Below are 24,607 nucleotides of genomic sequence, written 5' to 3'. Positions count from 1 at the left end.
AAATATGAAAAAAGTATAATAACTCACACAATGTTATAATACATTATACTGTAAAACAACCAAATTTATGATTATATTCCTGATTTTACTTATTTTCATATACACCTTTTGGACTATATGATAACTTTATTTAGAATAGGGTGGAATTTCCATTAGTGGGGTTTTGTAATCTTCACTACTGGTTAGTTAAGCCGGGATAAAATTAAGGAGTGATGAAATTGAACGAATTGCACGAAAAGTTAGGTAGCGGACTAAATAAGATTCAAGATAGCTTTCAAACAAATAAGCTAAAAATTCAAATCGCACAAGATGTAAACCAGTATAAAAGAACCATCCAGGAAGCAAGCCTAAAGCGTAATGAAGTCCTTTTACAATTAGGAGAAGAATTATACAAAAAATTGCGCAATAAAGAAATTCAATCAGATGAGCTTTCCAAGAAAGTGAATTCATTAATTGAATTGGATCGTACTATTTTTAAATCACAACAGGCTATTGCGGAACTACATGCGAGTACAGTAGCGGAAAACTCTTGTCAATCCTGTGGCACAATTGTGACGCCCGATGATAAATTTTGCGGAGGCTGCGGCGCAAAAGTAGAGAAGCTGGAGCAGGCAGTCACTCTGGATACGATTTCTTGTCACATATGCGAGGTACAAATATCTGCAAATTCCTCGTTCTGCAGTTGCTGCGGGACGAAATTGGTATAAACTACGGAAGGAGAAAATCATCTATGTATTGTAAAACTTGCGGAGAATCTAATTCGGAATGGAGCAACTATTGCTCACATGACGGTACCGCGCTTATGAATGCCCAAACTTTGCAGCATCTCCAATTAGTAAATAGTGATACAAATTTCTGCCCGAATTGTGGCGACGAAACAAATGGAACTGATAATTATTGTGCTGACTGCGGCCATTCGCTTTTAAGGTTTAAACAATCAACGGCAGCTGAAGTAAAGACTCCAGTATTGTCAGGTAGTAAACCTGCTCAAGTTGGCTCGTTTTCATTCTCTTCACTATTCTCTAAGAACGTCTTGAAAAAAACACTAATTCCAGCAATCGCAGCTTTTGTGTTGATGCTTGTTCTGAATTACATAACATATGCATCCATTGATAATTTCTATGATGAGCTATTTAAAGAAACGATTGGGTACAGTCCTGAAGAACTTGCTAAAGAAATCGCAGAAGAAACAGGGGCCTCTATTAAAGCACCGGGAAATGTGTTTGGATTTACTGATAACGTCATGATCTCGCATATGGTTTCACCAAGTTATGAAGTAAAAGTAGATAGTAACCTTGAGTATGACGAATTTATAGGAACCGGAGAATTGAATCTATCATTTACTTATATATTGTTCATCCTTTTCCCAATCCTTTCTTTATTTGTCGGCGGTATGATATACAGAAAGCAGCATGAAAAGATTCTTATCCGAGAATTTCTTTCAGGAGCAATTGGTATTGGACTTATTTATAGCGTATTATTTAGTGTTTTTTCATTATTCAGCGGATTCAATTATGATCTTCAAATGGCGGATAGCGGAGAAAGTATTCAATTAACAATTGATACATCTTATTCCATTATTACTACTTTCTTTAAAGGGCTTCTATTTGGCATGATATTCAGCTTCTTAGGTATGCTGTTCAGTATTAATTTTCGCCAGACAACCAAACATTTGGAAAACCTAATCCCATATGGCGGTGCAGTTCATCAAGGATTTTCTGCATTTGTTCGCGGATTTGTTACTCTTTCCATCATCTTAGTTATTGTCCTTACGAGTAAACTGAATGAATTAAAAGGTAAGTTAATTTTTGAGTGGATTGATATTCCTGGACTTAGTCAAATGTTGGAGAAGACGACTTGGTTTGCTACTTATATGGGGGTACAGCTTTCGTCGATCATTTACAGCATGCTTCATTTTTCACCTCTTTCTTTCAAAATGAGCGCTGAAGGAGGAAGCGGTGGGATCATGTACTCAATCTTCTCAGGCTTTTCATTTTCAGGTGAGGCCTTAAATGAAGATGCGGCTAGTTATGATTACTTTATGAGCCTTTATGACATTGATCTTTATCTGAAGCTTGCTATTCTGATTCCGATATCGCTACTCATTTTTGCCGGTTTCTCGTTAGCAAAATCGAACCAGGCATCTTTCCAGTCTTTAGCTGTACTTAGTCTTGTATATAGCTTTTTTTCTACATCATTAGCAGCTGCATCTGGCGTTCATGTAGATGGAATGCTTAGTGCTGTCGGAGAAGGCACTAAATCCATTGACTTTTCACTTGCTGTAAGTATATTTAGAGTTTTTATCGGTAGCTTTATCCTATCCTATGTCGCAAGCTTTGCAGGAAGCTACTTAATTAGATTCTTCCCAGGCATACGAAATAGACAATAGAAAAAAATCCACTTTCACTTTTGGAAAGTGGATTTTTTTCTACCCACAGAGTTATTCGTCCCATTCACACCAACAATAGAACAAGACAGCAAACTAAACGAATAGTTTGCTATCTTGTTTTACTTTCAGGGTATTATTCCTTTAATGTTAATTAATTGTAAATATAGTAAATTTTATAGATTTTATAGGGACAAAATGATAATATTCAATTGTTTGAAAATGTATTTCCAGGGGGGAATAATCATGAAGAAAATGATTGGTAAAAAGACAATAGCTAGTGCAGCGATAGCATTAGGATTAATTATTCCACAAGTTGGCCCATCACTTACATATGCTGAGGTTATGAATCAAGATACCGTAAATCTTAGAATCGTTGAAACATCAGATATACACTCAAACGTCACGAATTATGATTACTATCAAGGTTCATTTACAAATGCGTACGGTTTAACAAAAGCAGCCAATTTAATAAAGCAGGTACGTGGAGAAGCGGATAATAGCTTATTGTTTGATAATGGAGATTTAATTCAAGGAAGCCCAATTGGAGATTATGTATATAATAATGATTTAATGAAGGATGGCTACGTTCATCCAGTCTATAAAGCTATGAATCAACTAGATTATGATGCTGCGACCCTAGGTAACCATGAATTTAACTATGGATTAGATTATCTAGATACCGCACTAAAGGGTGCAGATTTTCCTTACGTGAACGCAAACGTTTATGACACAGAAGGGAATACCTATTTTACTCCTTTTGAAATTCTAGAGCGTGAAGTAAAAGATACAGATGGGGAAACACACAAGATTAAAGTTGGTGTGACTGGATTTGTCCCACAAGGAATATTGAGCTGGGATGCAAAGCATCTATCAGGCAAGCTTGTCGTAGAGGACATCGTAAAATCTGCTGAGAAAGTAGTCCCTAAAATGAAAGCAGCAGGAGCAGATGTCGTGGTTGTTCTTTCTCACTCTGGAATTGCTGAATATGATCAAGACGGAAAAATGAAAAAATATGAAGACGGCATGGAAAATGCTTCTTATTATTTGAGCCAAGTTGAAGGAATTAATGCCATTTTAACAGGGCATCAGCATTTAATGTTCCCAAATGCAGCTAAACCTTCTTTCAAAGATGAAAATGGAATCGATAATTCAAAGGGAACAATTAATGGAATCCCAACGTTAATGCCTGGATCATGGGGGAATAACATTGGAATAATCGATTTAACCATTGAAAAGGTCGACGGAAAATGGGATGTTACAGATGGACAAGCTAAATTAAAGCCAATTACATCTGGTGAGCAAACAGCTGAAGCGGATCAGGCAATTGCAGATTCCGTTAAAACTGAACACGAAGCAACCATCAAATATATGGAAAATCCTGTTGGAGAATTGACAGGCGATTTGAATACATATTTTGGTTTGGTTAAAGACAATGCTGCCATGGAAATATTAAATAGAGCACAAACATGGTATGTTCAAAAAGCCTTAAAAGGAACTCAATATGAGAATATACCAGTCATCTCTGCGGCTGCGCCATTTAAAGCGGGGCGTGGTGGAGTTGATGATTTCACGAATGTAAAATCTGGAACAATTGTCCTTAAGAATATTGCGGATCTATACCTATATGACAATAATGTGGTAAATGCAGTAAAAGTAACGGGTTCTACTCTTAAAGAATGGTTAGAGTGGTCTGCTGGCCAATTTAACACAATTGACCTAGCAAAAACTGAAGAGCAAATGCTAATTAATAATGATTTCCCAACGTATAACTTTGATGTCATTGATGGTGTATCGTATGAGGTTGATGTAACATCATTACCAAAGTATGACAAAGGACAAAATCTTATTAATGCCGATGCCAATCGGATTAAAAACATTAAATACAATGGTAAGTCAGTAACTGCTAATATGGAATTCATTGTCGCAACGAATGATTACCGTGCGGCAGGAAGTAAGCTCATGAATCCGGGAGGTATCAATACAGTACTAAAAGCTCCAGATTCAAATCGTCAGGCCATGATGGATTATGTAGTGGAAAATAAAACAATTGATGCTTCAGTAAATAATAACTGGGCGTTTACTCCAGTCAATGCAAGTGTTACATTCTTATCAAATCCAAAAGCTGCTGAACTAGCGAAATCAACTGGCAATATTACCTATACAGGTAAAATAGATGAAAAAGGCTTTGGTATCTTCAAAATGGATCTAAGTAAAGCAGCAGCAAAAGTATCATTCAATGATGTTCCAGCAGACCATTGGGCTGGCGAATACATCAATAGTCTAACTGCAAATGGAATCATTAAAGGAAAAACAGCAACAACCTTTGATCCAGCTGGTAACGTTACTCGTGGACAATTCGCAAGCCTTCTCGTTCGTTCTTTAGGCTTAACAGCTAAAGCGGGGGCACCATTCAAAGATGTTTCTGGTGAGCTAGCGAAAGAAGTAGCAGCTGCATTTGAAGCTGGAATCACAACAGGTACTACGCCAACAACCTTTGAGCCAAATAAACCAATTTCACGTGCACAAATGGCAACTATGCTAATCCGAGCCTATGAAGTGGGAAATGGAAAAGAAACAAATTCAAAACAAACACAATTCACAGATGTTACAGCTTTAAGCAATGAAACGAAAGCTGCTATTCAAAAAGCATTTGAACTCGAATTAATCCAAGGGTATGGAAAAGAGTTCAAGCCTGCTAATATAGCAACACGTGCTCAAGCAGCAAAAGTAATTTATCTATTGAATAAGAAATAAGGTGCCAGGCAGCATCCAATAAAATAGGAATTCGTCTAACTGGAAAGTTCTGTGGAGAGAAATCTCTGCAGGACTTTTCTTTTTGTAGATAACCGAATCAATAGAAAGATAAGCTTATATTATTATTTTGAATAAGATTAACAAAGGCCCTAATTCCTTCCGATGAGTTAGGGGTATTTCTATTTGAGACCTGCGGTAATATTGATAATTAGTTCTAATATACTATTCTTCTATTTGTTAATAATTCCTTTTAAAAATAGGTATTTTAATAGAGCATTGGTCGATCTATAATAGTATATTCCTCTTTTATTCGATGTTAGTATGTCTATTCGCTTTTTGGTTTTTACTTAGAAAATGAGATTATATTAGAAGAATTAATAGGTATAAAGTAATGTATAGCGTCATTTTTAGTATAAGTTTTGAAAGAATACTTTTAAGTATGGTAATTTATAGTAAAATGTAGATATAAGAGGGAAAAATATAGTTAATTAGATACTAACATTGATTGAAGGGAATAAAAATGAATAGGAAAATTATCTTAGTGGTACAGGGAATAATCTTTGTGTGGTGTTTTATGTTTATTAATCCGCACTACACAGATGCAGCTACTGAATTTGTAGAAGTGCAAAAGGATCAAACACCTGTATACGATTCAAGAAAAGGAAACCTTGAGATTGTAGGTTATTTAACGAAGGGCCAACAATTCAAGGTGAAAAAGGATTATGGGGCGAATTGGTGGCAAATTGATTTTGGCGGGTACGATGCTTATATAGTAAAGGGAAACGTATTCCCCATTGCTTCTGCTAACTATATAAATGGGAATAATAAATATACAAATTCGTCGACAAAAATTACTATGGAAGTAGAGGCTCCTGTATATGACAATACAACTGGGGAGCTAGTACAATTTGCAGTGATTAAAAAGGGACAGAATTACCCAGTTATTTCATTAAGCGGAAATTGGTATTTAGTAGATATAGATGGCCGTTTGGGTTATATTCACAATGCTCAGGCGAATCTAGTGAAACCCGGATCAACGGACCCTATACCCAACACTCCCGCGGAACCATCAAAAATCTATATTACAGCGAGTATTGATACCTCTATATATGATACCCGAAGAGGTTACCTCGATGAAATCGGTCAGTTGGTTAAAGGACAGCAATTGGAGGTTGTAAAGGACGACGGATTGAATTGGCAGGTAAAATGGGCGAATTCATATGCCTATCTATCAAAATCTAATGCTGAACAAGTCAAGAAAATGAATTTTAAAAATAGGAATACTTCCCACAAATCTACCAATGAGAATATAATCCCAATATATAATAATTTGCCAGTATATGATAATACGAGCGGGTCCTTAGTCCAATTTGCTACGTTGAAAGAAAACCATCGATATCCTATTATCATGAAAAGCGGAAATTGGTTTATGCTCGATATTGGCGGGCGATATGGATATATCCACGGTTCAAAGGTGAAAGTAGATAAAGGTATTTCTATTCTAATGTATCATCATATTCTGGATCAAAAGGACCTTGGTCAGTATAAAGACGTCAGTACAACTATTACAAGTGAACAATTTTCAGAAGAAATGGATTATCTCAATAACCAAGGTTTTGAAACGGTTTCAATGGATGATTTACAGAAATATGTTAATGGACAAATTAACCTACCTGCTAAATCAACAGTGCTAACTTTTGATGATGGGCTAGTATCTGTTCGAGAAAATGCATATCCTGTATTAAAGCAATATGGTATGAAGGCAACAGAATATGTTATCACAAGTCGAAACGACCACCTTACCGAACCGTTTAAGCCGGGGGAGTTACAATTTTTTTCAAAAGAAGATATGATAAGTATGGGGGATGTATTTGAGTTTCAAGCTCATACGCATAATCTTCATCAACTAGATATCAATAATAAATCTGATGTGATAACAAAGCCTTTAGCTATTGTGGAAGCTGACATTCATTTGAATAAATCCATTTTACATGCGAATTCATTTGCTTATCCTTTTGGCCATTATAACGATAGTACGATTCAAATATTGAAAGAATTAGGTTTTGAAAGTGCCGTCACAACTATTAGAGGGCCAGTCAATGTCGGAGATGATATACTTCAATTAAAACGGGTTGGAATTTATCAAAGTACCAGCTTGTCAGAGTTTATTGAAATAGTAGAATCATAAGATACTAGGGAGTTTAGCGTACTATACGAAATTTATTATGTGGATAACTTAATTTGTTTGTCCACATCCAGCGCAAGCAGCCTAACCCCTCGAGGTCAAAAGCCCGTCTAGTTGCAGCACTTTCACATTTCAGACGAGCAAGATATATGAGAGAAAACCACACCCCATATATCTTGCTCGTCTAATGCTTGCCCTTTTGTTGGAAGTATAGACCGACCAAGGGGAATTTCACCGTGTAGAGTACAAGGGCGCATCTCGTCACGATTCTTTACCGACGTCATTGAACAAGTTCACTCACAAAATAGATATCCGCTACAAATGGGTCTAGGACTCTGGATTATGAATAGTAGCTATAGCGGTGGAATACTATGAAACCCAGAATCATGGACTTTGTCCAATATTCGGGGTTCTGTCAATTATTAACCTTTATTCAATAATCTTTTTTGATAATAAAGAAAGTACTTTTGCTGCTTGGGCACGAGTAGATGCGTCTTTTGGGGCAAACGTATTATTCGTTTTTCCTTGCATAATTCCAAGCTGATTCACTTTTTGTACATTTTCTTTAGCAAACTCACTAATGAATTCGGAATCTTGGTATACTTTTTCCTTTGCTACTTCAATACTGGTGCTCATTTTATACTCGTAAGCACGTATGAGCATGGTAGCCATTTGTTCTCTTGTAACTATTTCGTTAGGAGCGAAATCTCCATTTTCTTTTCCTGTGATGATTTTTGCTTCAAATAGTGTTTGAATTTCTTTTTCAGCCCAATCTGGAGCATCTTTGAATTCTTTCTCTTTAGAAGTAGTTTGTAATGCTAGAGTGCGAGAAAGCATGACAGCAAATTGAGCCCTAGTTGTATTTTTTTGAGGAGCAAAGCTTGTTTCTGATACTCCTTTAATAATATCTTGTTGATAGAGATCATTAATGTATTCATAAGCCCAATGAGTTTTGTCTGCATCTAAAAATTTATAAGGCTTCATGATATCTTTTCCGCCAAACTCATAAACGGCTACTGTTCCTGATACTTCGTGTGTGGCTGCAAGTAATGGATTTCCAGTTGGACTTGTTTCGGCTGGAATGAATCTCAAACCTTCAGGGGATACGTCTCCTTTGACATCCTCACTGAAATCGCGACTTGAAATGAGTGTAGTGAATTCAGGCTTTTCGGGATTCGTTAGGTCGTACACCATGATTCCGCTAACACGTTCAAGAGCAATGAATGCATACGTGACGTTATCAATTACACCCGTTACAACCGTCTCTGGTTCTGGTCCTTTTGCTGAGCTTCGTTTATCGTAGGCGATTTCCGCGTTATCGGTATTAAAGAACTCCGGCATTGCTTCTGATGTTATTTTCTCAAGATCATCCCCGCTGTCATAAACGAGCTTCAGAGTATCAGCGTCAAAGATGGAGAAGCTACGACCTCCGTAGGAATATAGGGCCTCATATTTTCCATCTTTTAAACCGTTTTCTAACGTAATTTTTGTTTTGGCTAATTCATCGAGAAGGCCGTCAGCAACTAATTGATCAAGCTCCTCTTGGGTATAGCCCCCATAAAGGTCTGCATTTAATTTAATTTTATCTTTAATGTCTCCAACGCTCGCCTCTTCAGAATAGGCTTCATAATCACGAGCATCTCCCTCATTTGGCGTTACAATATAGTTTTTTCCACCTACAGAAAAAGTATCAATTGCATCAGGCATATAAAATCCAAGAAGCGGAAGGTTTTCTAATTCTGTTTTATTATTTCTTTTTCCGTCTAATTGGTTACCTGGAATTGAATGATCTTTGATTCCAAGTCCTTTTACATGCATAATTGTGTTGGTTTCAAGATTTACAGTAGCGATTGCATTGTTTTCTTGAAGAGAAACGTAAGCACGTTTACTGTCTGGTGTAATCGATATATATTCTGGTTCAAGCTGCTGTGTGGCTGTACCTTTTGAACTTAATCGCACTTGATCATCGATTTCAACATCATTAAAAGTTAATGTGTTTGCAGTCAACTTTTCAAGCCCAGCTGTTAGATCAATAATCGATATCGTTCCTTCAGGATCCACAGAATAATCATCACTTGGTTCACCTTCATTTGCAGATAAAAGCTTCGTTCCATCTGGCGTGAAAGTCACCATATCTGGTAAAGAGCCTACTAAGACTTTTGTAATATATGCGCCATCTTTTGTTAACAGCACGATATAGCCTGGATCCGTTTTAGGATCACTTACAACAGATAAAGCTACTAAATTATCTGTTGGGTGAACAGCTACACTCGTAATATCTTTTACATTTTCAATTCCAAAATCCTTTAATAAGATCCGATTTACTGATTTTACATTCGTGAATTTCCCGGATTTTAATGTTTCAAATGATAAAATATCCATTCCAGACTCTGCACCATTTGTTACAAAGGCCCGTTTCAACTTCTCATCATAAGCTAAAATCTCCGTACCACCCTCACCGGAAAGACTATCATATTGTGCAATTTGCGTAACTGGTAGATTATCTCCTTTATATTGGAAAAAGGGTGGTTGTTCAGCTAACACGTTATATGGTTGTCCCGCTGAAAGTAGAATTCCAGCTGCCGCAATACTAGTGACCAATGCTTTCTTTACATTCACTGCAATACCTCCGAATGATTTTTTTGATTCTAGTAAATTTTAACTGTAATTTGTTAATGCAGTATTAAGAATTATTAAATTTTGTCAGGGTGTTTATTTAGGATATGCAGTTAAAGAAATGATAAGGAATTTATCGAATGCTATCTTAATAGAAGAGCTTCTAGAGGGACAATATATATAAAGTGTTGGATTATGTATCCAACAACACCAAAAATATGAAATATGATAACATATATATCCTTTTTAATAGTATAATAGTCATTGTGAAAATATTAATGACTAGGAGGGAGAAAATGTTTAAAAAGGTAATATTTTTCTTTGTTTTTATGAATGCGGTGATTGGAGGAGGGCATGTCCTTGCTGCGTCCAATTATGAAATCGAACCAAATGATACAGTTCAGCAAGCGACACCCATTACGGTAAATCAGAAATACTTTGGTACCCTATCTGACTATTATGATAATGACTATTACAACTTTACAGTTAATAAGCCAGGTAATATTAAAATTAGTATGCCAAACTCTACAGAGTCTTCATGGTATGTTCGTATATACAATAGTAAGGGTGAGGAACTTAATGATTTCTCTACGCAATACGGTCAGTTTGCAACAGGAAGCACAACAGATCAAATAGGATTACCTGCTGGAACATATACGGTTATAATCAGTAATTATTCTAATGCATACAAAGTCCCGTATTCTTTTAACCTACAATTTGTAGAAAGTAGCTTGTATGAACAAGAACGCAACGATGATATACCAAGTGCAACTTCTATTGTTCTTAACAATCAGTATCAAGGTGTATTAAGTTCATCGAATGACAATGATTATTATGCCTTTAAGTTAGATAAGCCGGGGAATATTTTAATTAGCTTGCCAAACCGGGTTGATTCATCTTGGTACATTAGAATATACGATAGTAAAGGTAAGGAACTTAATGATTTTTCTACAAAATATGGTCAGTTTGCAATAGGCAATACAACAGACCAAATTGGGCTCCAAGCTGGTTCTTATTATCTAAGTGTTAGCAACTACAGCGAGGCTAGAAAAGTTCCTTATTTGCTAGACATTCGATTTGATCAAAGTAGTTTTTTTGAAAAAGAGTCAAATAATTCAATTCAAGAAGCAAGCGCTATTCAGTTGAATTATAAATACCAAGGGGTACTAAGTTCATCAAATGATACAGACTATTATGCTGTTAGAGTAGACAAAAATAGTTATCTTTCATTAAGTCTTCCTAATTTAACGGATTCATCTTGGTATGTGAGGGTCTACGATCAAAAAGGCAAAGAAATAATGGACTTTGGTACAGAATATGGTTCTTTTGTATCCGGAATTACAACGAATCAATTTGGTGTATCTAGTGGAACCTATTATATTAGTATCAGTAATTATAGTGAAGCTAGGAAAGTTCCATATTCTTTTGTATTATCATCACGAAAATTCAATGATTTAAATGTTGATCACTGGGCTCACAATGAAATTACTTATCTTTATAACAAAGGGATCATAACAGGATATAACACTAACAATACATTTAGACCAAATAACAATGTTACGAAAGCACAAGCAGCAATCATGATTAGCAGAGCGCTGAATTTGAACCTTAAGAATGTATCTAATCCTGGTTATAAAGATGTTCCTACTTCATTCCATGCTTATAAGGAAATTGCAGCCGTAACGAATGCGGGTATTTTCCCGAAAACAACGAATTTTAATCCCAATAGTGCCTTAACTCGAGGGGATATGGCAATGGCTTTAGTAGAAGCGTATAACTTAACAGGTACTTACAATGGAAAAATTACTGATGTAAGCAATCCAACTACATTGAAGTATGTTCAAGCTTTGGCAGCTAACAATATTACTAATATTTATAGCGATAACACATTCAAACCAAATAATTCTGTAACAAGAGCACAGTTTTCTGCATTTTTCACACGGATCTTAAGTGAGGAATTTAGGAATTAATTAAATACTATGAATATAGTCATGGATGTCAGGTCACACTTTCATGGCTATTTTTCATTATGTGATGAGAAGTGCGTAATTTCAAGCAGTGAATTTAGAGAAGTGGTGGGTATCATAGGTTATCCAGAATGTGTGTAATTGGATATGATTGGTAATTGACCGAAAATGGAAAAGGGTTTACAATTTATTGGTATCTTTGTAAAAAATAGAGGAGGAATTGGAATGAAAAAAATATTAAGTATCATAGTTTTGATAATCTTGACACTGTCGTTGTCACTTTCATCGATAAAAACTGTCGCTGCGACAACATTACCAAAAACAACGGTAAATGCATCATCACTTATCGTTCGAGAATATCCTAGTCCGAAAGCTAAAAACTTGGGACAGGTCACACGGGGGCAGGTGTTATACATACACGCAACAAAGCCTGGTGGATGGGCAGAAATCCGTTATAACGGCAAAAAAGGCTATGTCCCAGCTGGTTATTTAAAGAACGTAGCCCCTACAGTAACCAGTCCAAAATCTATTCAAAAAGCAACCGTGAATGCATCTACACTTTTGGTTCGCAATTATCCTAGCCCTAAAGCTGTATCGCTTGGCTCATTAAAGAGAGGCGATGCCACTTTTATTCATGCAATCAAGCCAGGAGGATGGGCTGAGATTCGTTTTAACAATAAAGTAGGATATGTGCCAGCCAATTATTTGAAAGTAGTTACTCAATCGGCTCCAACAGTCAGTACGCCAACATTTAAGTCTGGTCAATATTTAGTAGGTAAACAAATACAGCCAGGACTTTACTTTTCAACAGGCGGAGTGAATTACTGGGAACGTCAAAGTGGCTTGAGTGGCTCCTTAAATGACATTATTGCGAATGATGCTCCAAGCGGTCAATCGTATGTTGAAATCAAGTCAACCGATATAGGCTTCATGTTCCAGGGAGGAACTTTCGTAAAGTTTAATCCACTTAACCACAATCATTCTATTAAATCTACCTTTAAAGATGGCACCTACCTTGTCGGAGTAGATATTCTCCCAGGCATATACAAAGGTACTGGTAGTGATGGGTATTGGGAAGTTTCGAGCAGTGTATCTGGAGAACTGGACGATATTATTGTGAATGACATTCCATCCGGTACTACCTATGTTGAGATTGGAGCGGACGACTTTTCTTTTAAAACATCTGGAATTACTTGGACAAAAATTCAATAATAGAAAATGAGTTATTCTAAACTTCTGATATATCGTTGGTGCTTTCCAATATATCAGATCACAGCATGGATCAATCTATGCTGTTTTTTTGTTGTGTTTTTAAGCTAAGTAGACTACTAGAATGATTTTGGCCTAGTTGGTAATTCTGAACAATACCGCAACTAAGTGATTATGTGTAGTGTGGGACTAAAATAGAAAAAGGAGGCTAACTCTGCAGTTCACACTACTAAATTTTTTGATTTTTCTGTGTGGGAGTACAATGAAGACAACTAGATTGGGAGAAATTATTCAAATTAATGGAGATAAATAAAAAATTGCACCAAACTCTGAAAAGTTCCACCAACCTCCGACTTTCCTCCTATATTGAATTAATATTTATCATATAATATGGTGATATTTCCTCAATTTAACAAAAGTTAATACTCTGTTTACATAGTGATGATATATTTTTCGTGGGGAAATAAATATAAAGTGTCTCTACTGATGGGGAGGCCACATTCAACGCGAATAGAAAGCCGTTAAGTGTATACCGATGTCATACTTACAGATTTAGATGTTGTGGTCGAAAGGGTCATAGTTGGGAAGGAGGGAGTATGTAAAATCCAAAAGCATAATTGATGCAGAAGATGTATTCTTTCGATATGGAAAAAATAATAAGCTGGAGCGGATAAAATGAAACAACAGATGGGCTTAAAACAACTATTTACACTTATGTTAGTTTTCGCATTAATCATTAGTATGTTTGTTCCAACAATTGGACGTAAGGCAGAAGCAGCTGAATCTATTACAGTGGCAGAAGCGATTGCAAATAATACAGGAATTGCAACGGTTCAAGGTTATATTGTCGGATATACGATGGGAAGTAAATCAATTACGAGTGATCCTAGTAAATTTAGAGATGATTACAATTTTGTTGTAGCAGACAGTCTTGATGAAACAAGCATCGATAAAGTCATTTCAGTTCAGCTTCCAGCAGCATATCGTGCTTCATTCGGCTTGAACTCAAACCCTAGTAATCTAGGGGAAAAGGTAAAAATTACAGGAACTTTGGCTACATACAACAGTTTGCCTGGGCTAAAGTCTCCAACTGCTATGGAATTTGTTGAGGGAAATGAAGAAAATCCATCTCAAGTTTCTGCTGTAGAAGCTAGTATATCCTCTGGGGATGTAGCGGCTGGGACGAAGGTTAGCTTATCTACTAGTACTCCATCAGCAGCGATCTACTATACAACGGACGGATCCGAGCCGACTCCATCTAGTACAAAGTATGAAAGTACTATCTCCATTGATCAAGACACGGTTATTAAAGCGATTGCAATTGCTGAAGGTCTTGAAAATAGTGAAATTGCAACATTTGAATACAAAATCTCATCTTCAAAAACTATTAAAGAAGTAAAAGCTTTACCGGTTGGAAATTCCGCACAGACCTCTGGTATTGTAACTGCTGTATTTACAGGTGCAGTGAACACAACTGTGTACATCCAAGACGAAACAGCCGGAATTGTACTCTATGGGCCAGATCTTCCTGTTGAAGTCGGTGACCAATTAAGTGTAAGTGGCAAATTGATAGAATATCAAACACTATTAGAATTAGAAGTCTCTAAGAATGATATAACTGTACTTGGGAAAGCAAATGTACCGACCGCTAGAGTACTATATGCAGATCAATTACAAGAAGACAGAGAAGGTATGCTTTTATCCCTTAATCATGTAACAGTTAATTCAGTTAGTGCGGGGAACTTTACGGCAAAAGATGAAAAGGGGACAAGCTTTGTAATTCGTCCTCAAGATGCAGCGCTACTTTCTGTCGGTAAAACATATGATTCCATTACCGGTGTACTTGGTTCTTTTAAAGGCACGTATCAGCTGATCCCAAGAAATGCAGCGGATATTGTCCAGGATGAAAATGCTGTTCAACCGGCTTTCGCAACTCCAGGTGAAGGATTTGTAAAGTCAGGCGACGCGATTACCTTATCTACAGCAACAATAGGCGCAAGCGTTTTTTACACAACGGATGGCCAAGAACCAACTACAAACAGCAAACTGTACAATGAACCCATTATTGTAACGAAAGATGTAACCATTAAAGCTTTTGTTAGTAAAAATGGGGTACAGAGTCCTGTATCTACTTTTACTTATACGATTCAAAAAGGTCAAACGCGAATCCATGACATTCAAGGTGCAGAACACGATTCACCTTATAAAGATCAAAATGTAACAGATATTGAAGGGATTATTACCTATGTTGTAGATGCTAATAATTTCTACATGCAAGACCAGCAGCCTGATAACGATGATCGAACATCTGAAGGGATTTTAGTTTATAAAAAGGCACATCAGCTAAAAGTAGGCGATGTCGTTAAAGTTAGCGGTCAAGTAAAGGAATTTGTTCTTGCAGGATATGCGGATAGAGCAACAACGGATTTATCCGTTACGGAAATTAATGCATCTTCCATTACGACCATTGCAAGTGGACAAGCTTTACCAAAGTCAGTCGTGATTGGAAAAGACCGGATTCTGCCGACAGAAAAAATTGATAGCGACGGTCTGTCCGTATTTAACCCAGAAGTGGATGGAATCGATTTTTACGAAAGTTTAGAAGGAATGCTCGTAGAAATTGAAAATCCGAAAATTGTAGCACCTCAACAATATGGTGAACTTGTCGTGATCCCGGGCAATCTACCGACAAACACGTCAGCTGGTGGATTAAAATATACAGAAACGGATGCGAACCCTGAAAGAATGCATCTTTTAATCAATGATAAAGACTATGCTGTCAAAACAGGTGATTCTTTCAATGGATCGGTTACCGGTGTGGTTAGCTATGGCTTTAGCAACTATAAAATTTTAACGAACAAAGATCAGTTACCGGCCTTAGTGGACGGAAAAACGGCACGTGAAGTGACTTCATTGAAAAAGGACCATAAGAAACTATCCATTGCTTCATATAATGTCGAGAATTTTTCAACAAAAACGCCTGATTCAAAAGTGCAAAAAATAGCAGAATCAATTATTACGAACCTAAAAGAGCCTGATATTATCGGATTAACTGAAATGCAAGATAATGATGGCGAAACAGATAGTGGAATAACGAATGCGAATGAAAGTGCTAAAATTTTAACCGACAAAATTAAAGCACTTGGTGGGCCAAAGTATCAATATATTGATGTGGCGCCTATTGATAAAAAAGATGGTGGTGCACCAGGTGGGAACATCCGTGTTGGCTTCTTATATAATCCAGATCGGGTAAAACTAACGTCTGAAAAACCAGGAAATGCGACTGAAGCTGTGGCGTTTAAGAAGGGGAATCTTACATTAAATCCAGGTCGCATTGATCCGACGAATGAAGCTTTCCAATCAAGCAGAAAACCATTAGCAGCCCAATTTAAATTCCAAGGCAGAGAAGTCATCGTTGTCGCAAACCATTTTAACTCTAAAGGTGGCGACCAACCTTTATTTGGTAAAAATCAACCACCTGTCCTATCAAGTGAAGTACAAAGAATGAAAATTGCAGCTATCGTCAATAATTTTGTAAAAGACATCAAAGCTCAAGATCCAAAAGCAAATGTCGTTTTACTTGGCGATTTCAATGACTTTGAATTCTCGGCACCACTTAACACGTTAAAAGGTGACGAGTTAACAAATATGATTGATAAAGTACCGTTCAAGAATCGTTATTCATACACATATCAAGGTAACTCACAAGTACTCGATCATATCCTTGTCTCCAATAATATGGCAGCTTATACAGAAGTCGATATTGTTCACATTAACTCATCCTTTATGGAACAGCATGGACGAGCAAGTGATCACGACCCAGTATTAATCCAAACGGACTTAAAAGGGAAAGAGACTGTACAAAAGATTTACAATATTGTTGGTTCTAAAACGAAGAAACTAATAGTCGACACAGAAGACTCCCTAGTTCATGTAGAAGCTGATGCAATTGTTAAAGATGGAATTCAGCTTAAGAATTCAGCTACTTTACAAGGGGCAGGATTAAAGAATGCAACTGTAACAATTAGCTCAAAGGTAAACGATATCTTTGTTGATTTTAGTGGAGCGGAAGTAAAAGAAGTAATCATTGAAAATAGCAAAGTAAAAGAAATAATAGGTGCCCAAAACGTTCAAAAATGGACAGTAAAAGAGGGCGTTGATGCAAATAGCATTAAGTTTTACAATTCGAAAGGCGAAGAAATTTCTTCGCCTTTCGCTCCTAAAGTAAATAAGGCGCCAATTGTCTCTAAAAACTTCGGAAATATTGAAGTACAAGTAGGTTCAAAGGTTGCCATCGATTTACATGAGCATTTTGTGGATCCTGATGGAGATCCTCTAACTTTTTCATCCAGCATTGGTACAGTTGATGGGTCCATCTTAACGCTTCCGACAAATGAAGCTGGAACTTATCTTGTTGCAGTTAAAGCAACGGATCATCAAACAGAAGTGACAACTCGGTTTTCTCTGACCGTATCAAGTGTACAGACAATTGAACCATATTATCAAAATGCAGCAGGTAAAACAGGTTCAGAATTAAAAACGACTTTACATCATATTATTAAAGGTCATACGCAACTATCTTATACTCAAGTATGGGATGCTTTAAAAGACACAGACCAGGATCCGAATAATCCAAACAATGTGATCTTGCTATATTCCGGAAAGTCCATTTCAAAAACTGCAAATGGCGGCAATGTGGGACAATGGAATCGGGAACATGTTTGGGCCAAATCACATGGCAACTTCGGAACAAGCAAAGGACCAGGGACAGACGTGCACCACCTTCGTCCGGCAGATGTACAAGTAAATAGCGCGAGAGGTCATCTTGATTTCGACAATGGTGGAGCAAAATACTCAGGATGCGATTGCTTTTACGACTCAGACTCATGGGAACCACCAAACAACGTGAAAGGTGACATTGCACGTATGCTCTTTTACATGGCTGTTCGTTATGAAGGGAATGGAGAGCTTGACTTAGAGCTATCAGATACTGTCAATACTTATCCAAAGCCTTTGCACGGCAAGCTTTCAACACTACTGGAATGGAACGAACTTGATCCAGTCGATGACTTCGAAAAACACCGAAACGACGTAATTTATGAAAAATGGCAGCACAACCGCAATCCATTCGTCGACCACCCAGAATGGGCGGAAGAAATTTGGGGTAGTGCTCAATCTAATCTAGAAAAAGCAAGCTGACTCTGCAGATTTCCTGCAGAGTTTTTTGCCGTTAAATCTGAAACTTTTGATAATTAATCTGAATCAGTGAATAATTAATCGAAACACCCTGTACCGAACTATTCCTCATCAAACAATAGGTCACCGCCCTTTCGTAGTTCCGTAATGAGAGAGATTCATGGCAACGAGTAGCTTGGAAGCGATGGATGTGGATGGGAGACTAAGGAAGTCGTGGAGTGCTTGATTCGTAATTGTAGGATGAATGAGAAGGGCATAATCCTTTAAAGCGGGAATATGTGCATCTTTAGATGAATAAGAGCAATTCATACAAACCCACTTTCCGTGAAATCGATTCATTGGCAGTGTAGAACATTGGGGACAATGACAGCCCTTATCGAGAGAGTAAGCATGGATACCAAACCGATCAAGAATATTAGGATCGTATGGTTCATCATGTTTAATAAGCAAACGAGATATCCTGCGGAGATCTTTATTCGTAAAAATTACTTGTTGATATTTATTACTTAAATGATCTACTTTACTTGGGATATGGATACTATGCATGACGGTTTTCGTTGTTAGCGAATCATTCGGGGTTGTCTTTATGAGGGTGTACGGGTTAGTAATCGCCACAATAGTTTCAATTGGAATGGCTTGAAACTTGTTCCTTTCAAGCCAAAGTTACACTTGGAGTTGTTGTCTTTCAACTTGAGGTATTGGGTTAGGGAAGGTATCTTCTTTCCCATCTTTAAGTGTTCATATTAGTTGGTTATGGGTAGAATCAAAATATAGTGTACCTGAGTAATCTTTTGCGTCGATAATCAAGAAGAAACGAGTGGTAAGAATGAGGGCGTCAATTTGGAAGTAATACTTTTCGCCTAATATTCTTAAATTATGAAGGATAAGGTGGTCGGTACTTGAAATAAAACTTAAGTGATAATCTAGAGACTGCTTTCCATTAAACCCAGCTTGATTTTTGGAAATTTCAGTTTGTACCTCCATTCTTTTTGGATGATCCAATGGTAAACGCCTATTCAATGCTTGTAGTTTCCGAAGGTAGATTGGTATAGTCCGTTGCCTAACTATCATATACGATGCTCTTTTTTAAGTATAAGGGGTTGTTCAAATAGTCTGGTAAAAATAGCTGTCGAATTTTTTTGTCACTCGTTAATGATTTTCTGTTAAAATCGCGCACGTCCTGTGCAAGTCCGGTCCTCACGTATTATTGCATACGCGAAAGGTTAGAGACTATCGCTTCTCGAACTTCTCAGCACTTTTTATCCTTTTCGAACACGTACTATAAGTATACTTTCTCCACATTCCTTCAAATATCCTGCAGATTATAGCGGGAATTCACAAAGAACTCCACTATATTACTCTCACGACTTCAAAACATATATGAACAAAAAAGAGCCAATTGAGAAGCCACCTCTCACAAAGTTTGTCGAAAGATTCATAGAGATAATAGTTGTAGTTGTACAGCTCTCTTCCTTTTCATTATCGAAGCTCTATATCTTATTAAGGAATTAGGGCTATCCCCTTTTAAAAAAAAGTGATCATCAGAGGTTTATAGATATTAATGTGAAGAGGGTCATCTGCTAGTCACAATGCTTTGAAAAGTGCCTTCTTTCTAGAAAGGGTCTAGTAAGTTGTGGTTCAATAGTTTTTTATTACCATTTTGATAAATAAATAGGTAAAAAAATATGAATTAATTCTATTTTGGGGAATCCTGCTCATTTATACCATGTTTATCCTCTATTAATAAAATTAATATACGTGTTAGTATAAATTTTGTAAGTAAAGGTAAATAAGGTTCATTATATCCATACTTTTACTACCAATTACTAATTTAGTATTTATATATAGGGGGAACTACATAATGAGTAAGAATTCTAATTTACGTAAATTTTTGACTGGTGCAGCATCTGTTGCATTGGTAGCATCTGCTGTTGCACCAGCGGCAAGTGCATCAAGTACATTCCCGGATGTAGATGCAAACGACACTCATGCATCTAATATTGAAAAGGCAGTAAAACTTGGATTAATCAAAGGAAAAGACGGCATGTTTATGCCTTACAATGATATCACTCGTGGTCAAGTAGCGATCATCATTGCTCGCTACCTTGGAGATGTTGATACGACTGGAACTAAACAATTCACAGACGTATCTGCTAAAGAAAATGCTGAGCTTGCTGAATCAGCTCTAGTTGTTCGTGCAGCTGGTGTCTTCAATGGCTCAAACGGTGCCTTCAATCCATACAAAAGCATTACTCGTCAAGAAATGGCGTCTGTGCTAGTTCGTTTATTCGGATTAGAAGATCTTGCTGACAAAACTTCAGCTGTGACAGATAACGCTACAGCTTGGGAAGTTCACCGTGAAAACATTAACATTCTTTCTGAAAATGGAATTACAAACGTAGCTCAATTTAACCCATTAAACAATATTAATCGTGCTCAATTTGCTTCATTCATGATCCGTGCAATTGAAAATGCTGAGACTATTTCTTCAGGTGTTGCTGGATTCGTTTTTGACGCAGGTGTTCCTGTAGTGGGTGCGAAAGTAACTGTGGGGGGGAAAACAGCTATCACGAACGCGAAGGGTTACTATAAACTACTAAACGTTCAACCTGGTACACAAAAAGTTACGATCCAAGCAAAAGGGTTTGAAACAGTTACAGCATCAGACGTTAAAGTTTTAGAAGAACAAGTATCTACTTTTAACAAAGATATCGTAGATGCAAAAATTGATACTTCTAAAATTGAAGTTTCTGGTATGGTCATTGATAGTGAAACAGGAGCTGCAGTTGATAAAGCTTCAGTAACTGTTGAAAAATATAATGATAAAACAGGTACTTGGGAAGCAGTAGCATCAGCTTCAACGAAATTGGGAGCTTACAGTATTGGACAAAGTGATGCTGACCCAGACTTAATCCTAGGTACAGAATACCGCCAAACTGTAAGTAAAGTTGGATTTAAAGATTTTGTTCAAACTATTACTTTAGATGATCAAAAAGTAGTCAATACATTAAAAGGAATCAAACTTGATGCAATTGCAGCGATGGATATTGCTGGGACTGTTACGGATGCATCTGGAGCTAAAATGAAGAATGCAAATGTTTCCATTTATGATGTGAATGGAGTAAAAGTTGGTTCAGATAAAACAGATGCAAATGGGCTTTACAGTGTAGCTGGTGTTAAATTAGTAGGTGGTACGTATAATGTAGTAGTTGACCATGCTTCTTCTGCTGTTTCTTATACAGAGTTTAATGTAGTAGAAGGAACAAATGCTACTCATAATGTAAAACTTGAAAAAGGAAACACAATTGCAGCAACTATCGGTACTGAATCATTAAGTGATGTATTTGGAGCAAATGCAACTGATGCTGATACAGCAGAATACACATTAGAATTATTAAGTGGAAAAACAGTAATTGCAACAAAAACAGTTGCTGGAGTAGAAGGAAACAATGATGCAGCATTAGCTTTCTCATTCGATCGAATTGCACCTGGCTCTTATACGGTAAAACTTTCTGGAGATTATGTAGTGGCAAAGGAGTTTGCTATTACCGTTGATGGTAATGAAACGTTTGAAGGAAGAGCTATGCCTGCAGGAGCATTAAGCGGGGTAGTGAACGATGGTACAATAGGAATTAAAGGTTCTGAGGTAAAATTAGTGAACGCTTCTGGCAACATTGTTGCTACTGTAACAACTGATGCATCTGGAGAGTACTCATTTACTGGAATTCCAGCAGGTGATTATACTGTAAGTGCTTCAGCAGATACTTTCATTGAGAATTCTTTAGCTTCTAAAGTAGCGATTTCTAAAAATCAAAACACAGATACTATTCTATCATTAGAAAAAGTTGTAACAACTGGTAACGTTTCAGGATTTGCTCGTTTAAGTGGGTCTCTTTCTGCGGCAAAAAATGCAACAGTTACTTATTATGACCAAGACGGTGAAGAAGTTGCGAACGCTACAGTTACTGTTACAGGATCTTATAGCTTATCAGGTCTAAAAGCTGGAACGTACGATGTAGTTGTACGCGGAGCTGGAATTGAAACATTGAAAACGACTCAAACGATTGAAGCAGGGAAAAACTTAACGAAAGCCAACTATAACCTAACTTCAGGTGGAAATGCTTCTCTAAAAATTAGTGTAGTAGATAGTAAAGGACAACCCGTGAATGTTGCAAGTAAAGGATTTGATTTAACTGACGCTTATGTGGATCCGACATCTCCAGAATACGGTGTTTGGGAAGAAGCTTCAAGTACAACAGATTCGGTAACAATCAAAAACCTATCTGCCGGAACATATAACCTTACAGTAGACGTTGCTTCTGATAAGTTTGTTGATGTAAAAACGACTGCAACTCTAGCAACAGGTGAAGCTGGTAAGCTTGTCATCGTAGTAGATGAAGTAGCTGCACAAAGTAAAGTTAATTTCCGTGTAGTGGATAAATCAAATGCAAACGTTGATGGTGCTTATGTAGTTGTATTCAACGAAGACGGTTCAATGAAAGATGTATTCACAACAACTAATGGAACTGCAGAATTAGCATTAGTGGATGGTAAATATACACTAGCTGTTTATCACAATGGCAATGTAGTTGCTGCACGTGAACTAACAGTTGCAGGAAAAGATCTTACAGTTCCTGTCATTCAATTGTCTCCACTTCAATAATGTGATGTGCACATTGTGATATCTAGAAAATGAAGGAGAGGTAGAGGGCCATTCATATGGTTATCTACCTCTTTTTTTCATATAGTTTATGGGGAATCACATCCTTATAAAAAACAAAGGTAATTTAATATTTACCTAGAATCAGGGTCATCCTCTTTGATCATGTCCATCGCAATAGTAGATTCAAGATAAGGTTTAAGTGGAATTATAGTTGGGTTAAATATATTGAAAATTATAAAAATTCTTAATTTACAAGTAGTTGATTTACATATAAAATGAAGACCTAGGTTTACATATACGAGAATACAAGATGAAAATGGGAGTGGGAGTAAGTTGATGAAAAGTTTAAAAAAGTGTACATGGAGCTTGGCATTGGTTTTTGTTTTACTATTGGGATTGGTCACCCCATCTGTATCAGCAATTGGTGTTGAACCAATCCGTTATTTATCATTAGGGGATTCGTTAGCGGCAGGTGTGACGCCTGAGAATGGGATCAGTAATGGATATTCCGATATAGCTGCTGAATACTTTAAGATGAAAAATATGTTAGGTTCGTATTCAAAAGAATTTGCTGTTTCTGGTGACAGAACGCAGGATGTATTGGATGATTTAGCAACCAAATCTGATTTAAGAGAAGCTATTAAACAATCCAATATTATTACGATTTCTGCTGGTGCCAATGACTTATTGAAAATTGCAAAGATAGACCCAGAGAAAAATATCCTCATCATGGATCCAGCTGTTGTAAAGTCTACTCTTGGAACCCTTGCTAAGAACTACACAATGATTCTACAAACGATCAAACAACTTAATCCAAATGCATCTGTTTATGTCATGGGTTATTATTTTCCTTTCCCATACCTTTCTGATGAGCAAAAGCCTCAACTTATTGAATTGACAAAAACGCTTAATCAAACAATCCAATTAGCAACCTCTCAAGGTGCTACATTTGTGTCCATCTATGATAAATTTGGTGACGATACAAAGAGATTTCTTCCAAACCCGTCGAATATTCACCCGAACCGAGAAGGTTATAAATTAATGAGTGATGTTTTAATAGAAACAATGACAAAAGCTAAGATAACGGCAAACGACCTACCTAAAGGGCATTGGGCTGAAAAGGAATTGAACCTGCTCTTGGAAAACAAGTTATTCAATGTAGATGAAAAAGGAAATATCTATCCTGAAAAAGCGATTACAAGAGCAGAGGTGGCAGGCCTCTTATATAACAGCATTCCAATGACTAAATCAATCCCTGCTAACCCTGGATTCAAGGATGTACCAGAAAATCATCCTGCTTATATGGCCATTGCAAAACTTACAGAAGCAGGAATTTTTACAAAAGCTAATAATTTTAACCCGAATGCCCCGTTAACTCGTGCACAAATGGCCAAGGTTATAGCTATTACGTTCCAACTAAAGGGTGACGGCTCACTTCCTTCTTATAAGGATATCACTACATCTTACTGGGCAACATCGTATATCGATGCGGTAACAACTAATAAGATTATGATGGGTCATAATAATGGTAACTTTGGCGTGAATAATTCAACAACTCGAGCTCAGTTTGCTGTTGTCCTAATAAGAGTTCAAGCAATGATGGCTAATAAATAACTTTGATTGGTGGA

At 36.9% G+C, this 24,607-nt stretch carries 12 protein-coding genes; 9 read left to right on the top strand and 3 right to left on the bottom strand.

The annotated features are described in order from the left end of the window. The first annotated feature begins 218 nt into the window (after positions 1-218). From JNUCC23_RS20975 to JNUCC23_RS20960, 4 genes are all read left to right on the top strand, one after another. Entirely contained in the window at positions 219-707 is a 489-nt protein-coding gene (locus JNUCC23_RS20975; protein ID WP_454213404.1) for a zinc ribbon domain-containing protein, read from the top strand. 23 nt (positions 708-730) lie between these two features. After that, positions 731-2,389 (top strand): hypothetical protein, encoded by a 1,659-nt coding sequence (locus JNUCC23_RS20970; protein ID WP_454213403.1) that lies wholly within the window; start codon positions 731-733, stop codon positions 2,387-2,389. 243 nt (positions 2,390-2,632) lie between these two features. Further along, a complete protein-coding gene (locus tag JNUCC23_RS20965; RefSeq protein WP_454213401.1) occupies positions 2,633-5,143 on the top strand; it encodes a bifunctional 2',3'-cyclic-nucleotide 2'-phosphodiesterase/3'-nucleotidase in 2,511 nt (836 codons plus the stop codon). 574 nt (positions 5,144-5,717) lie between these two features. Next, positions 5,718-7,331: a polysaccharide deacetylase family protein gene (locus JNUCC23_RS20960; protein ID WP_454213399.1), complete on the top strand. Its 1,614-nt coding sequence runs from the start codon at positions 5,718-5,720 to the stop codon at positions 7,329-7,331. A gap of 426 nt (positions 7,332-7,757) precedes the next feature. Here the strand turns inward: JNUCC23_RS20960 and JNUCC23_RS20955 are convergent, their stop codons facing one another. Next, positions 7,758-9,947 carry a choice-of-anchor I family protein gene (locus JNUCC23_RS20955; RefSeq protein ID WP_454213397.1) on the bottom strand — a complete coding sequence of 730 codons (2,190 nt, stop codon included), beginning with the start codon at positions 9,945-9,947 and terminating at the stop codon, positions 7,758-7,760. Between the two features lie 293 nt (positions 9,948-10,240). On the opposite strand from JNUCC23_RS20955, the gene JNUCC23_RS20950 reads away from it, so the two are divergent. The 3 genes from JNUCC23_RS20950 to JNUCC23_RS20940 all read left to right on the top strand — a co-directional run bounded on the left by JNUCC23_RS20950 (position 10,241) and on the right by JNUCC23_RS20940 (position 18,319). After that, positions 10,241-11,914 carry an S-layer homology domain-containing protein gene (locus JNUCC23_RS20950; protein ID WP_454213395.1) on the top strand — a complete coding sequence of 558 codons (1,674 nt, stop codon included), beginning with the start codon at positions 10,241-10,243 and terminating at the stop codon, positions 11,912-11,914. A 222-nt stretch (positions 11,915-12,136) separates the two neighbouring features. Continuing rightward, complete coding sequence (locus JNUCC23_RS20945) at positions 12,137-13,123, top strand: SH3 domain-containing protein (RefSeq protein WP_454213393.1); 987 nt, start codon at positions 12,137-12,139, stop codon at positions 13,121-13,123. A 672-nt stretch (positions 13,124-13,795) separates the two neighbouring features. Continuing rightward, positions 13,796-18,319, top strand: coding sequence for an endonuclease (locus tag JNUCC23_RS20940; RefSeq protein ID WP_454213391.1), 4,524 nt, complete (start codon positions 13,796-13,798; stop codon positions 18,317-18,319). Positions 18,320-18,439: 120 nt separating this feature from the next. Here the strand turns inward: JNUCC23_RS20940 and JNUCC23_RS20935 are convergent, their stop codons facing one another. Both JNUCC23_RS20935 and JNUCC23_RS20930 read right to left on the bottom strand, forming a co-directional pair. Continuing rightward, the gene (locus JNUCC23_RS20935) at positions 18,440-18,766 is read right to left on the bottom strand and encodes a hypothetical protein (protein ID WP_454213389.1); all 327 of its coding nucleotides are present in this window, start codon (positions 18,764-18,766) and stop codon (positions 18,440-18,442) included. 288 nt (positions 18,767-19,054) lie between these two features. After that, positions 19,055-19,300 carry a nuclease-related domain-containing protein gene (locus JNUCC23_RS20930; RefSeq protein ID WP_454216164.1) on the bottom strand — a complete coding sequence of 82 codons (246 nt, stop codon included), beginning with the start codon at positions 19,298-19,300 and terminating at the stop codon, positions 19,055-19,057. Between the two features lie 877 nt (positions 19,301-20,177). On the opposite strand from JNUCC23_RS20930, the gene JNUCC23_RS20925 reads away from it, so the two are divergent. Together JNUCC23_RS20925 and JNUCC23_RS20920 are read left to right on the top strand one after the other, a co-directional pair. Continuing rightward, a complete protein-coding gene (locus JNUCC23_RS20925; RefSeq protein WP_454213387.1) occupies positions 20,178-22,979 on the top strand; it encodes a carboxypeptidase regulatory-like domain-containing protein in 2,802 nt (933 codons plus the stop codon). 336 nt (positions 22,980-23,315) lie between these two features. Then, a complete protein-coding gene (locus JNUCC23_RS20920; protein ID WP_454213385.1) occupies positions 23,316-24,593 on the top strand; it encodes an S-layer homology domain-containing protein in 1,278 nt (425 codons plus the stop codon). The last annotated feature ends 14 nt before the right edge of the window (positions 24,594-24,607 follow it).

Source organism: Peribacillus sp. JNUCC 23 (assembly GCF_053653995.1).
Note: the sequence above shows the minus strand (reverse complement) of the source record. Positions and strands in the feature narration are given on the sequence as shown.

Bases quoted from the DNA above. Each gene is read 5' to 3' on its own strand.
- JNUCC23_RS20920 (WP_454213385.1), top strand. From the start codon at position 23,316: ATGAAAAGTTTAAAAAAGTGTACATGGAGCTTGGCATTGGTTTTTGTT.
- JNUCC23_RS20940 (WP_454213391.1), top strand. From the start codon at position 13,796: ATGAAACAACAGATGGGCTTAAAACAACTATTTACACTTATGTTAGTT.
- JNUCC23_RS20950 (WP_454213395.1), top strand. From the start codon at position 10,241: ATGTTTAAAAAGGTAATATTTTTCTTTGTTTTTATGAATGCGGTGATT.
- JNUCC23_RS20965 (WP_454213401.1), top strand. From the start codon at position 2,633: ATGAAGAAAATGATTGGTAAAAAGACAATAGCTAGTGCAGCGATAGCA.
- JNUCC23_RS20960 (WP_454213399.1), top strand. From the start codon at position 5,718: ATGTTTATTAATCCGCACTACACAGATGCAGCTACTGAATTTGTAGAA.
- JNUCC23_RS20945 (WP_454213393.1), top strand. From the start codon at position 12,137: ATGAAAAAAATATTAAGTATCATAGTTTTGATAATCTTGACACTGTCG.
- JNUCC23_RS20925 (WP_454213387.1), top strand. From the start codon at position 20,178: ATGAGTAAGAATTCTAATTTACGTAAATTTTTGACTGGTGCAGCATCT.
- JNUCC23_RS20970 (WP_454213403.1), top strand. From the start codon at position 731: ATGTATTGTAAAACTTGCGGAGAATCTAATTCGGAATGGAGCAACTAT.
- JNUCC23_RS20930 (WP_454216164.1), bottom strand. From the start codon at position 19,300: ATGGAGGTACAAACTGAAATTTCCAAAAATCAAGCTGGGTTTAATGGA.